This window comes from Verminephrobacter aporrectodeae subsp. tuberculatae (assembly GCF_026127385.1).
GTDB classification, from domain to species: domain Bacteria; phylum Pseudomonadota; class Gammaproteobacteria; order Burkholderiales; family Burkholderiaceae_C; genus Acidovorax; species Acidovorax aporrectodeae.
Map to the genome: position 1 here is coordinate 617305 of NZ_QZCX01000002.1, position 12506 is coordinate 629810.

The following is a 12506-nucleotide window of genomic DNA, read 5'->3' on the forward strand; positions in this document are numbered from 1 at the left end:
TTACATCGCTTTTATCTCCTGATCGTGCTCACGGGAGCCGTTGGCTTGTCGCAGTCGCTTGGCACGACTCTGCATGCCATCGACCTGATGCTCCTGGGCAGGCTGGTACTGCTGTCCCTGGTGTCCGTAGTGATTCCCGTATTTACGCTGCAGCATGCGATCGTCGTACTGGGTGCACCACGCGTCTCCATCATCGTGCCGTCTGTGCCGGCGCTTGCGCTGCTCGTCGAGCAAAGTTTTGTAGGTTGGCCGTCGCCGCTGGTTCCCTCGCTCATTGTTGCCACGTGTGTGGCCGTGTTGTTTTCGAATGCATGGATGAGCATGCGCCCCACGAATCATGCGCTATCCAGCGCAAAGCCTTGAAGCTGATCATGGTCAAGACCCTTGTATTCATCACACAGGCGTATGTGAATTTTGCTTCGGACGCGGCTCTCGAGAAGGTGCGATCCAAGGTGCGCACCGTCCTGGTACTCTATCGCGATGAAGTGGTCAACGCACGCATTGCACGGCACATGGACGACATCGTGCGTGTCGGCGGCGCGCTGACGGACAACGTACGGCCGGTACTGAGCGTCGAAGAGATGCTGGTTCTGGTCGAACATGAAATCGGGCAAGCTGGTAATGCGGACGCTGTTCGCGTGTTCTGCCAAGAGGAATGCAACGTGCTGGGTGCGGCGACGATCCGTGTCACCCTTGACATTCCGGGCGACTCCCCGGACATGGTACAACGCTTTCGCGACAAACTGGAGATGAAAGAGGCCGTAGCGAAGCACGGTGTGCGCGTACCAGCTTACGAAAAACTGGATCGCAACAGGCTCTCCGCTGAGCCGCAGGCCTACTACGACGCGCTGGTCGAGAAGCTCGGCAAACGTCTCGTCGTCAAGCCGACCAGAGCGGCCGGCAGCTTCAACGTCACGGTTGTTGAAAGCTACGAAGATTTCTTCGTGGCACGCAAAGTCGTCGAGGATGAAATCTTCCGTTTCGAGTACGAAGTGGATGAATTCATTTCCGGCACCATGTACCAATGCGATTCGTTCGTGCGCAACGGTATCGTCGTCTTCAGCGGTATCCTGGAACTCGGCTGTTCCAATTTCGATTTCGTCCAGGGTAAGCCGCTCTCCGTCTATCCCGCGATCCCCGAGGCGCTGAGGCAGCGTCTTTTCCAATTCAATCAGGACGTCGTCACCGCGCTCGGCTTTGAGAACGGCTCGACGCACCATGAACTATTCTTCAATGAAGCGGACGGCAGCATCGTCTTTCTCGAGATCGCTGCTCGCGTTCCCGGTGGAATCGGCGTGCCCTTCCATGAAAAAAACAGCCACGTCAATCTGATCGACGCGAACCTCTACTACACCGTTGATCCTGCATGGCTGAGCGACATTCAGCCGATCGTCTCAAACAACGTGGTTTCGGCATTGCTCCCCGTCGGTCACGGCACCGTGGTGCAGCTCAATGAGCCGGAAATAGAAAGCCGCTACGAGATCGTCTGGAACATCCAGCCCGGGGCGGTCGTGAATTCCCGTTCTTTGGTCGACAATGCTGGTATCTTGACGCTTTACAACGACGACAGGATAGTGCTGCGCCGAGATTTCGAGCGGCTGCAGCACTATGTTCCCGTGACGTGCAAATAGGCCGGTCGCCCTGGCTGCGTTGCGTTCGCCGCAGGGCACGGCCAGGCATCCCTGCTTCTGGGTCTGGGTGGCCTGCGTGGTGCCTTCGGTCTTCTGCATCGTCTTCTTGGTGCGCTCAGGCTTTTCCCCCAGTGCGGCAAGCACGCGATTGGTGCTCTAATCCGCCGGCCCCGGAAAACCCCCGTTCGACCTTTTCGACCCTCTGGCCCCCCGCGCAATGACCGATGCCGACGCCCCCCTCTCTTACGACAGCCTGCGCAGCGCGCGCTGGTTTGCGCCCGACGACCTGCGCTCCTTTGGCCACCGCTCGCGCATGCTGCAAATGGGCTACGCGCCGAGCGACTGGGCGGGAAAGCCGGTCATCGCCATCGTCAACACCTGGAGCGACGCCAACCAGTGCCACGCGCACTTCAGGCAGCGGGTGGACGACGTTCGGCGCGGCATCTTCCAGGCGGGCGGCTTTGCGCTGGAACTGCCGGCCATCTCGTTGTCCGAAAGCCTGGTCAAGCCGACGACGATGTTCTATCGCAACTTCCTGGCCATGGAGACCGAAGAACTGCTGCGCAGCCACCCGGTGGACGGCGCGGTGCTCATGGGGGGCTGCGACAAGACGACGCCCGGCCTGACGATGGGCGCGCTCAGCATGGGCCTGCCCTTCATCTACCTGCCCGCGGGCCCGATGCTGCGCGGCAACTGGCGGGGAAAGGTGCTGGGCTCGGGATCGGACGCATTCAAATACTGGGACGAGCGCCGCGCCGCGCGCCTGAGCGAGCAGGACTGGCAAGAGATGGAGGCCGGCATCGCGCGCAGCCACGGCACCTGCATGACGATGGGCACCGCCGCCACGATGATGGGAATCGCCGAGGCCGTCGGTTTCACGCTGCCCGGGGCTTCGAGCATTCCGGCCGCCGACGCCGGCCACATGCGCATGAGCGCCGAATGCGGCCGGCGCATCGTCGAAATGGTATGGGCCGACCTGCGGCCCGCGCGCATGCTCACGCGCGCGAGCTTTGAGAACGGCATCGCCTGCGCGATGGCCATGGGGTGCAGCACGAACGCGATCGTGCACCTGATCGCGATGTCGCGGCGCGCCGGGCACGCACTCACGCTCGACGACTTCGACGCCGCCAGCCGCCGCGTTCCGGTGATCGCCAACATCCGCCCCAGCGGCGACACCTATCTGATGGAAGACTTCTTCTACGCCGGCGGCCTGCGCGCGCTGCTCCAGCGCATCCGCGTGCACCTGCACGTGGACGCGCGCACCGTGAACGGCCGCACGCTCGGGCAGAACATCGAAGCGGCGCAGGTCTACAACGACGACGTCATCCGTGCGCTCGACCAACCCATCTACGCCGAAGGCGCGCTCGCCGTGCTGCGCGGCAACCTCGCGCCCGACGGCGTCGTCATCAAGCCCAGCGCCTGCGCGCCGCACCTGCTGCAACACCGGGGCCGGGCGCTGGTATTCGACGACTACCCGAGCCTGAAGAAAGCCGTGGACGACCCGGAACTCGAGGTCACGGCCGACGACGTCCTGGTGCTGCGCAACGCCGGCCCGCGCGGCGCCGGAATGCCCGAGTGGGGCATGCTGCCCATCCCCGCAAAACTGCTCCGGCAGGGCGTGCGCGACATGCTGCGCTTGTCGGACGCGCGCATGAGCGGCACCAGCTACGGCGGCTGCCTGCTGCACTGCGCGCCCGAAGCGGCGATCGGCGGCCCCCTCGCGCTGGTGCGCAGCGGCGACTACATCACCGTGGACGTTGCGGCGCGGCGCATCCACCTGGAGGTCGATGACGCGGAAATGGCGCGCCGCAGGGCCGCGTGGACCGCGCCGCCCGCGCGCTACGAGCGCGGCTACGGCTGGATCTTCGGGCGCCACGTTCTTCAGGCGAACGAGGGCTGCGACTTCGATTTTCTGGAAACCAGCTTTGGCCGCGCCGTGCCGGAGCCGGACATTTTTTGAGCAACGAACCCTGCGAGGCAGACTCCCCGTGAACCCCCAAACCCGCGCGCTGCTCATGCAAGTCAGCGCAGCCACCCTGTGCACCGTCCTGTTCAAGCGCGGCCTGCGCAACCAGTTCATCCAGGGCGTGCACCCGCTCAACCCGGCGCGGCCGAACATGGTGGGCCCGGCCTTCACGCTGCGCTACATGCCGGCGCGCGAGGACCTGAACCCGATCAGCGTATTCAACGACCACGGGCACCCGCAGCGCCAGGCCGTCGAGCGCTGCCCCGCGGGCGCGGTCCTCGTGATGGACAGCCGCAAGGACGCGCGCGCCGCGTCCGCGGGCGGCATCCTCATGTGCCGGCTCATGCAGCGCGGCGTCGCGGGCGCGGTCACCGACGGCGGCTTTCGCGACAGCCCCGACATCGCGCGGCTGGACTTCTGCGCCTACCACCAGCGCCCCAGCGCGCCGACCAACCTGACGCTGCACCAGGCCATCGACATCGACGTGCCCATAGGCTGCGGCGACGTGGCCGTCTGGCCGGGCGACATCATGGTGGGCGACGCCGAGGGCGTGGTCGTGATCCCCGCGGCCAGCGCCGAAGAAGTGGCCCGGGAGGCCCACGAAATGACGGTGTTCGAGGACTTCGTGCAGGAACAGGTGCTCGCGGGCCGATCCATCCTGGGCCTGTACCCGCCCACCGAAGAACGCAGCCGCACGGATTTTGCCGCCTGGCGCCAGGCCCGCGGGCGCTGAGGAGAACGACGCATGCAAGCATGGCATCGCCGCGCGGGGCTCCTGCTCGCCGCGCTCGCACCCCTCGCCCTCCTCGTCCCTCATGTGGCGTCGGCCGCGCCGCCATGGCCCGAGGCCAAACCGATCATCTACGTCGTGCCCTTCACACCCGGCGGGTCCACCGACATCGTGGGCCGCACGCTGGCGAACAAACTGCAAGAGAGCCTGAAGCAATCCGTCGTGGTCGAGAACCGGCCGGGGCAGGCCGGCGGAATTGGCGCCGCCTACGTGGCCAAGGCCGCACCGGATGGCTACACGCTGTTTGGCGGCACCATCAGCACGCACGCCATCAACGCGAGCCTGTACCCGAATCTGTCCTACGACCCGGTCAAGGACTTCGAGCCGGTGGCGCTGGTCGCGCGGCTACCCAACGTGCTGATCGTCAACAGCCAGCTGGGAGTGAACTCGGTCGCAGAACTGCTCGCGCTGCTGCGCAGCGACGCGTCCCGGCGCGTATTCGCGTCGTCCGGAGCGGGCACGTCCGCGCACCTCGCGGGGGAGATGTTCGCGGACCTCGCCGGAGTAAAGCTCACGCACGTGCCCTACAAGGGAACCCCGCCCGCGCTCACCGACGTGGCCGCGGGCCAGGTGCCATTCATGTTCGACCAGGTAAGCGCTGCGCTGCCGCTGGTCAAGAGCGGAAAGCTCAAGCTACTGGCCGTGACCTCCGCGAAGCGCATGGAACTGCTGCCCGAACTGCCCACGATGATCGAGTCGGGCGTTCCGGGCTTCGAGATGTCATCCTGGCAAGCCGTCTACGCCCCCAGGGGAACGCCCAAACCCATCGTGCAGCGCCTGAACGCCGAGATCGTGAAAGCACTCAGACAGCCGGACGTTCAGGCCCGGCTCAGCGGGCAGCTGGCAATGGAAATCGTGGGCAGCACGCCGGAGGAACTGCGTGCGCATATGGCGAGTGAGATTCTGCGGTGGGCTGAGTTGGTCAGGAAATCCGGGGCGACGGCGCAGTGATGCTTGGGGGTGGGGATTCGGCGTGAAAAGGCCGCTCCACCCGGCCACCATGCAGACCAGCGCAAACGGGTCATGCACGACTGTATTTGAGAGATTGTCATGATTGGGACATAGGTCGCCATCGGCATGGGAAATATTGGCTATGCTGGAACAGCGGCCATGATCTCCATGGTTGCCACACTGGAAAAACAACCATGAAAACCATCATCACAATCACCCTCCTGTTGGCAGCCGGGTTTGCCCAGGCCCACTCGGGTGGCACCGACAGTTCTGGATGCCACCGGAATCACAAAACTGGTGACTATCACTGCCATTGAAAGCAAGACCATAAGCCAGACTTGCGCCGCAATTTCTTCAGACCATCAGACTACTAGCTGCCAAATCGTAACAAGTAATTCATGATTGGAAAATGAATACAAATGACTGATCGAACCGATTCGGATTCGGAGAGAGAAATCAAGATTTTTAAGGAACTTGCATCAGTGGCAAAACTGATATTGGTTCCGAATACAGTTCGACACCCAGTCCCGCCTGCGCCCGACATCGAGTGTCAGGTTCAAGGTGCTGGTCTCCTTGCTGTTGAACTGGTCGCGCTTGATTCTGAAAATACTCACACTCGGTTGGCAAACATGCATGCAACACTCGATTGTTGGAAGGATGCCATTAAAACGTGGGGACCTACAGAACAGGAAAGGCTTCGCTGTTCTTGCGAAAATGCTCACTTGAGCATATCGATTTGCAATGATGCCGGTAAACGTGACCGGACGCGAATAATGAAATCAATCCAAGAGCAACTACTCAAAAAACCAGATAATTTCATTGGGGAATTGGATTTAGAGAGCTCATCAGATAAATGTAAAACGAGTGTAACTGTATTTCGTGGTGATGACATTGTTTGTGGGCCGCGAATATTTGCACCATCAGGCTACGAATGGCAAATGCCACAGATTTGTAAGATCAAACAGAAGTTGGTCGATAAGACCTATAAAACATCGGATCCAATGGATCTATTTGCGTACTCGATACATGATGATGTCGATAGCCATATAAAAAGTATGGCTATGATTGATCGTTGTGTAAAAAGGTATTTGGCGAGATCCCAATTTCGACGCGTTTTGGTGTTCAATTCATGGCCCACGAGACTTCAGCGAACTTACTCCCGTGAAGTCACTGACGATTGAATATGTCCGCACGGTTGGTTTGCACTGCGACGTCCCGTTACATCGTGTGCAGTGGCTGCGGTAAAACCACGCAGATGCCGGTGTCCTGGGTTCGCAAAAAATCGGACAATCTGGCCGTCATAATCGAACAGTTATGGGGCGCCAAGCAGGTGCGAAGCCTTTGATGGAATCACGAGTGGCAGCGCCTGTGTACTGACATCCCACCGAGCGTGATAAGAAACTGACCATATAGCACCTGAGAGCAAAACCAAGGGGGAAGCATGGCTTTGACCGAGAACGACAAGTTCGAATATAGCGCAAAAGAGGTTACTATTCTGAAGGGCATAATCGACTATGCCGACCGGATGATCTGCGAGGGTCAGAACCTCGATCCTCTCGGTGGATTTGCGGGTGATACGCGCGGGTACGTATCGCACTCCAGCGCCCCTTTGTACAAGCAACTTCGCCGTTGTGCGTACGCCAAAACGGTGGTCATCGACACCGAGCGGAAGGGTCGCTTGGAACTTCGCCTGAGCCCAACGGAGGCCATGTACCCCAACAATGAGTCAGGCTATTGCACTCCCCACTCGCCGGTGGGCCGGGCTTCCGCCGCCTTTCAGCCGGACTATGAAGGCCATAGCAAGGAGTGGGGCGATTACCGCGTCATTGAGGTGCGCTCGTTTGACCGTTTCGGTGGCCCTGACTTTGAGCGCAATGTCCGCAACTTCTTGCGCATGCGCATTTTGGGCGATGATGGCAAGGATACCGTTTCCGACCTGCGTGCATTCATTGGGAAACGGTCGTTCGCCGAGGTGCAGATTGCCAAATTCACCGTGGTGGATGGCCCTGATGACGCCGAAACCGAGTTGGAGATTGACGCTGACGAAAACTGGAATCCCGACGAGCCGCAGGCCAAGCAAGAAGAATATTATGGATTGAGCGAACGCTTCTTCACGCACCAGACTGTCGAGCAAAACCAGATCATTGCCCGCTCTCCGATGGGTGTGATGATTGTGGAGGGCATTGCAGGCTCCGGCAAGACTTCGGCTGCGTTGGGCCGTACGAAGATGCTGACCACATTCAATGCGGCTAGCGTGAGCGATGAGCAACTCTTCCGTGATGTGGTGGGGGAAGACCAAGATTACTGGTCGAAAGATTTTGCAGGGAAATTCTCGGAAGAAAGTTGTGTCGGTTTTGTGCGAACAGGTGAACTGATTCAGTACCTGAAAGAGACTTGCCGTCGCATCGACCTGCCCAACCTGCCGGTGCATGAATATAAGGAATTGCAAACTAGGCTGCGTGACTACCGTCGCCTGACCAGCAGCCCTGTACCGGGCCGCCGGTGGGTGGGTTTGACGGAAGCACGCGAAGCGCATGCTGCGACCGCCATGGACTGGTTGCATGCGGCTGACCAAGCTATCGCCCGACAAATTGCTGCGCGATTGATTGACGTTCTTCCCAACACAGCAGAGTTAGCAGAGCCGTTTGAGCTAAAAGCCCGTGCCAAGGTGGTGAGGGTTGCCAAAGTTGCGCTCGAATACTTGCAGCAAGACTTGCAAGAAGTTGCGACTGAACTGGCTACCCCCAGCGCGGGTGCGTTTGCGCTGGATCGGTTGGCGATGCGCCTGCTGAACAAGGTAGAGGACGTTCGCAAGCGCGTGATGAGCCCCAAGGTCATCTGGATGCGTATTGAAGACCAGACCATCTTTGCAAGTGATGAGAATGCCTTGGCGCGCAAACTTGTGGAGCGCAGGGCGGCCCTGTATTTCATCTCTGGCCACCGCCTGGTTTTTATCGACGTTAACGGACCAATCGACCCGTTTTTGCAGTTGCTGACGACCACGGGAGATCCATTGGCTTGGTCAGAAGAAACCCGGGCGCTCATGGCAACCGGCAAGGTGATTGTTCGTGAACCATCGGGCAAGAATGTCTACGCGGTGGCATCCGACGTAAACCACCTTTTTATGCGGCTGCTGCCAGAGGCAACAGAGTGGATCTGTGAGTCCGTGGACGGCACGTTGCGTCGTTTGCGGTGCGAGTTGGGTTGGGGCCGTGCCAAGCTTCCACTGCGACCAACCGATGACGGCAAAGGCGATGAAGAACTGGAAGACGACGAAGCCGACGCACCGGCGGAGGCGCCCGTGCCCGGCCAGCCGCGGAAAAGTACACCGGATGCCGTGTTTCGGCGCATCGTCCACCGCAAGCTATTGCAGCCCTTGGCATGTGTGGCCGATCAGTACCTTGCTGCCATGCAAGAGTCTGCGGCTCAGTTCCCTGATCCAGAACTGACAAAGCGCCTGCATGCGCAACTGAGCAAGTTCAAGTTGGCCGACGAAGACATTGACCTGCTACTGTGCCTGAGCCATTTGATGGGACGTGGCTTGAAGCAAGGTGGGTTGCGTCGACTGCACGAGCCCACGTTCTATCAAGCGGTGTTTGTCGATGAGGTTCAAGACTTCACCGAACAGCAAGTGTTTTTGATGGTCGAACAGTCCAATCCAAAGTACCGCGCAGTGACGGTGGTGGGCGATATCGCTCAGAAGCTGCACCATGGCAGCAGCATTGACTTGAAAGCTTGCTTCCCCGGCCAATCGGTGCCGCATGTCATGCTGACGGAGAATCTTCGCCAAGCCGATGCACCGGGATTGGCCTTGTTCAGTGCGAGCTTCCGTGCGGTCTTGCAAGGTGGCGAACAACCCTCTGCTGCGTTGGCAGAAAAAGCGAGTAAAGAAGGTGCCAGCGGAGGGTGCCCCCATATTTTGGTGTGTGAAACCGATGACATCATGGATGAACACATCGTCAAAGCGTTGACCTCGGCCAAACGCCATCAGACCGTGGCCGTGCTGTTTTCTGATTCTGCGACAGCAGCTAAGACTTACAAGCGCCTCGAAAAGGGCTTGCGGGAACGCATGGTTGAAGCGGAGCTTTCAGAGAAGGTGAATCTGGCTCGGCGACATGTGCGGCATTTCGCCGACGTAGCGAATTCAAAAGGCTTGGAGTTTGACGTGGTCCTGCTTGCAGATGTTGACCGCTATGACCTCGGTAACGCCTCGCACACCAATCGCCTATACGTGGGTATCACCCGCGCGCGCCAGAGTTTGACACTGTTGTCCGGTAGCAAGGCGCTGGCCCCACAACTGGCTGACGTGCGAATGTTATACCAAGACTCGGTGGGACAGCCATGACGTCCGTGTTGAAATCCAAGAAGAATTTAATCAAGGGGTTGTCGCCAGCGGCTTGGTAAATAGCGATTTCACGTAAGGACTTTTAGGCCATGCTTTTGCACCACAGCCAACAATTTAAGAGCCATTCCGCTCGGACGTTTTACGCCAGTCTCCCACTTCTGGATAGTTGACTCGCTGGTATTCAGGAGACGGGCAAAAACAGTTTGACTTACATGGTTGTGCTCACGAATTTCCTTGATTTCTTCATGGCTTATATCTCTCGGAATGATAAAACAAGATTCGTCAAAATTGCGCAACGTCACTTTATCAATGGCGCCCACTTTAAACAGGGCGTGTGCAGAGGAATGAATTGCTTCAAAAGCATCACTCTTGAATTTTGGCTTGGTCGTCATTGCAAATCTCCATGAATTCCTAGTCTCTCAGCAGTCGATTAATCTGTCCGTTATTGCAGATAAGCTCTCTTCGCGCGTGCCAAATGCTAGCACCTGGTGCAACCATTGCCAAGATGAGGCTACTATTTTTCCGTCGCTGAACAACTGCACGACTCAAGTCAGCCTTCCTGCGAGACACTCGCGGAAACCTGCGCGCAGCAGATCACGCGCGTATCCCTGGAGCGTGCACGCCGTCGAAAATCGGGTGTGGCGCTGCGCGGTACCAGCGGACGGCCATGCCCGCCCGCGCGGACGGACAGTTGCTCAATCTCGATCATGGCCCCACCCCCGCGCATGGGTGCGCCGCAGCAGCCATGCGAACACGGGCGCCCCTATCAGCGCCGTGATCACGTCCAGCGGGATTTCCGCGCTGGTCAGGCTGCGTGCCAGCGTGCCCACCAGCACCATGAAGACGCCACCGACGAGCGCAGAGGCTGGCAGCAGCACGCGGTGATCCGGTCCCATCAGCATGCGGGCAAAGTGCGGCACGACCAGTCGCTTCGGGCGGACATGCTGCGCGTGATCGTCGCTGCGTCCATGCCCCAATGAAACGGCGCAGCGGGTCAGCCAACGGGGTCGTCCGAACCGCCACCGCGCATGGCGCCAGGCAGCCGTGTTCGCGTTCAGCCCTCCGCAGGGGTCCAAAGTCCCCTGCGTACACCGGCTCTTGACGGCCTCGGGACGCGCCTGAAGGACGTAGATCGGCGCGGGCAATGCTGGCCATGCTGGAGTGGCGGCTATGATCTCAGCTCTTGAACCCGAGCGACCAGCTGCTCAACCAATGCATCCTTCTCCTCGTGACTCAACGTTGAAGTGTCGGGGGATCGGCATGGGGCGAGTATCACTGATTTATGTTCGAGAGACCGAATAGTCGCAATAATTCAACACTCATGATGCACGAAAAAATGTCTAAAATATTCATTCTGTTAATGATTTCCATTTCTTTCATGGCAACACCGGTTGGTGCGCATGCGAGTGCTGCTGAGGTGCTTCTCTTGTTGAATGATTTGTGCGTGAATACTGATGCTGATTTGTCATCTGTAGAGAAAATTGCTATCGAGAAAGGTGGAGTGAATATAAAACCAAAGGAGTTGGAAAGTGATGGTACTGAGCCATCTACTTTTTCATTCAGATATGGCAAGAACAAATATTTTGTTCAAGTCTACGAGAAAGACACTTGTTCAGTAATTGCTTTGGCAGATGCAGTAGATCCAAAACAAGTATCAGATATTATGCAAAGAAATTATCCTCTGAGCAAGCCGGAAATTGAATATTCTGACGTTAGTGTAATCACGGAATGGAAGATCGCGTATCAACCTCATGGAAGAATGACATATCCACCTCCAATTGGCGCTATTCTACTCCGTGTTGTAGTAAAGAAAGAGAGAAAAAGCGAGGGAACGTCATTGATTTTTGTAACTCCAAAATCGCTATACGAGAAAGAGTACTGACGTTTACGTGCAACGACGACGCGGGCGCATGCCTGCGTGAACAGACCAGTCGGATTGCACCGCACGGCTGAATAGTCACAATAATTCAACACACGCAGCAAAATGTCTAAAATATTCATTCCTGTCATGGTTTTCATCTCTTTCCTGGTGACATCGGTTAGTGCGCATGCGAGTGCGGATGACTTGATTTTTCTGTTGAATGAGATATGCATGAAAACTGGTGCTGATTTTCCATCCGCAGAGAAAATTGTTATTGAGAGAGGTGGGATAAAGGATCCGGAAAAACATGATGCCGTGCAATCCAGTTTTATGCTCGGCTACGCCAAGAATAAATATTTTATCCAAGCATCAAAGTACGAAAAGGAAGGCGTCTGCTCAGTAACTGCTTTGTATAAAATAGATCCAAAACAAATAGCAGATATTCTGCAAGAAAATGCTCATCTGAGCGAACCTGAAGATGGATCTTCTGACGTCAATGAAGTCACAGTATGGAAAATTGGATCTCGACCGTGGGGGGAAAAGAAATCTCCATATCTGATTGGAACTATTCTACTGCGTGTTGGAAAAGAAAAGTCTATAATCCCCGGGATACCAGAATTGGTTTTTGTAACTTCGGAAGCAATATACCGGGTAAAGCGCTGACCGGATCGCCGCCTGCAATCGCTATCCCGGCGAACGATTCGATATCGATAAGTGCGTGTGAATTTCTCAATCTCAGCGATGCAACAACGCCAGGGCCGCCACCAGCCCCGCCCGCCGGTCAGTCCCCAACCTTGACCAGCCCTCACCCCTCCCGCCCCCGCATACACCGGCATCAAAAGCTCCTCAATATCCCCGCAATATCAATGCGCGCCGCAACGGGTTCCCGGCCGGGGTAGTGGGCGCGTGCACGGGGCCGTAGCGCTTGGAGACGCGGTCGATGCGGGCGACGGGATGCATGG

12 protein-coding genes are annotated in these 12506 nt (G+C 57.9%); 10 read left to right on the forward strand and 2 right to left on the reverse strand.

From position 1 onward, the window contains the following. Window positions 1-45 precede the first annotated feature (45 nt). From D5041_RS10750 to D5041_RS10785, 8 genes are all read left to right on the forward strand, one after another. Entirely contained in the window at window positions 46-363 is a 318-nt protein-coding gene (locus D5041_RS10750) for a hypothetical protein (RefSeq protein WP_265284697.1), read from the forward strand. Then, entirely contained in the window at window positions 360-1631 is a 1272-nt protein-coding gene (locus D5041_RS10755; protein WP_265284698.1) for an ATP-grasp domain-containing protein, read from the forward strand. The genes D5041_RS10750 and D5041_RS10755 overlap by 4 nt, the downstream gene beginning before the upstream one ends. A 217-nt stretch (window positions 1632-1848) precedes the next feature. After that, window positions 1849-3591 carry an L-arabinonate dehydratase gene (araD, locus tag D5041_RS10760; protein WP_265284699.1) on the forward strand — a complete coding sequence of 581 codons (1743 nt, stop codon included), beginning with the start codon at window positions 1849-1851 and terminating at the stop codon, window positions 3589-3591. A gap of 28 nt (window positions 3592-3619) precedes the next feature. Then, complete coding sequence (locus tag D5041_RS10765; protein ID WP_265284700.1) at window positions 3620-4330, forward strand: ribonuclease activity regulator RraA; 711 nt, start codon at window positions 3620-3622, stop codon at window positions 4328-4330. Between the two features lie 12 nt (window positions 4331-4342). Then, the gene (locus tag D5041_RS10770; RefSeq protein WP_265284701.1) at window positions 4343-5338 is read left to right on the forward strand and encodes a Bug family tripartite tricarboxylate transporter substrate binding protein; all 996 of its coding nucleotides are present in this window, start codon (window positions 4343-4345) and stop codon (window positions 5336-5338) included. A gap of 194 nt (window positions 5339-5532) precedes the next feature. Further along, window positions 5533-5655: a YHYH domain-containing protein gene (locus D5041_RS10775; RefSeq protein ID WP_138927746.1), complete on the forward strand. Its 123-nt coding sequence runs from the start codon at window positions 5533-5535 to the stop codon at window positions 5653-5655. Between the two features lie 102 nt (window positions 5656-5757). Then, complete coding sequence (locus D5041_RS10780) at window positions 5758-6519, forward strand: hypothetical protein (protein ID WP_265284702.1); 762 nt, start codon at window positions 5758-5760, stop codon at window positions 6517-6519. A 260-nt stretch (window positions 6520-6779) separates the two neighbouring features. Then, a complete protein-coding gene (locus tag D5041_RS10785) occupies window positions 6780-9683 on the forward strand; it encodes an ATP-binding domain-containing protein (RefSeq protein WP_265284703.1) in 2904 nt (967 codons plus the stop codon). Window positions 9684-9751: 68 nt separating this feature from the next. Here the strand turns inward: D5041_RS10785 and relB are convergent, their stop codons facing one another. Both relB and D5041_RS10795 read right to left on the reverse strand, forming a co-directional pair. Then, complete coding sequence (gene relB / locus D5041_RS10790) at window positions 9752-10075, reverse strand: type II toxin-antitoxin system RelB family anti-toxin transcriptional regulator (protein WP_010100017.1); 324 nt, start codon at window positions 10073-10075, stop codon at window positions 9752-9754. Between the two features lie 303 nt (window positions 10076-10378). Beyond that, on the reverse strand, window positions 10379-10603 hold the full coding sequence (locus D5041_RS10795) for an iron chelate uptake ABC transporter family permease subunit (RefSeq protein ID WP_010100018.1): 225 nt from the start codon (window positions 10601-10603) through the stop codon (window positions 10379-10381). Window positions 10604-11004: 401 nt separating this feature from the next. Between D5041_RS10795 and D5041_RS10800 the strand changes: the two genes are divergently transcribed. Together D5041_RS10800 and D5041_RS10805 are read left to right on the forward strand one after the other, a co-directional pair. Further along, window positions 11005-11565, forward strand: a complete 561-nt coding sequence (locus tag D5041_RS10800; protein ID WP_265284704.1) for a hypothetical protein — start codon at window positions 11005-11007, stop codon at window positions 11563-11565. 102 nt (window positions 11566-11667) lie between these two features. Further along, window positions 11668-12207: a hypothetical protein gene (locus tag D5041_RS10805; protein ID WP_265284705.1), complete on the forward strand. Its 540-nt coding sequence runs from the start codon at window positions 11668-11670 to the stop codon at window positions 12205-12207. Window positions 12208-12506: the final 299 nt, after the last annotated feature.

Bases quoted from the DNA above. Each gene is read 5' to 3' on its own strand.
- araD (WP_265284699.1), top strand. From the start codon at position 1,849: ATGACCGATGCCGACGCCCCCCTCTCTTACGACAGCCTGCGCAGCGCG.
- D5041_RS10770 (WP_265284701.1), top strand. From the start codon at position 4,343: ATGCAAGCATGGCATCGCCGCGCGGGGCTCCTGCTCGCCGCGCTCGCA.
- D5041_RS10775 (WP_138927746.1), top strand. From the start codon at position 5,533: ATGAAAACCATCATCACAATCACCCTCCTGTTGGCAGCCGGGTTTGCC.
- D5041_RS10780 (WP_265284702.1), top strand. From the start codon at position 5,758: ATGACTGATCGAACCGATTCGGATTCGGAGAGAGAAATCAAGATTTTT.
- D5041_RS10785 (WP_265284703.1), top strand. From the start codon at position 6,780: ATGGCTTTGACCGAGAACGACAAGTTCGAATATAGCGCAAAAGAGGTT.
- relB (WP_010100017.1), bottom strand. From the start codon at position 10,075: ATGACGACCAAGCCAAAATTCAAGAGTGATGCTTTTGAAGCAATTCAT.
- D5041_RS10800 (WP_265284704.1), top strand. From the start codon at position 11,005: ATGATGCACGAAAAAATGTCTAAAATATTCATTCTGTTAATGATTTCC.
- D5041_RS10805 (WP_265284705.1), top strand. From the start codon at position 11,668: ATGTCTAAAATATTCATTCCTGTCATGGTTTTCATCTCTTTCCTGGTG.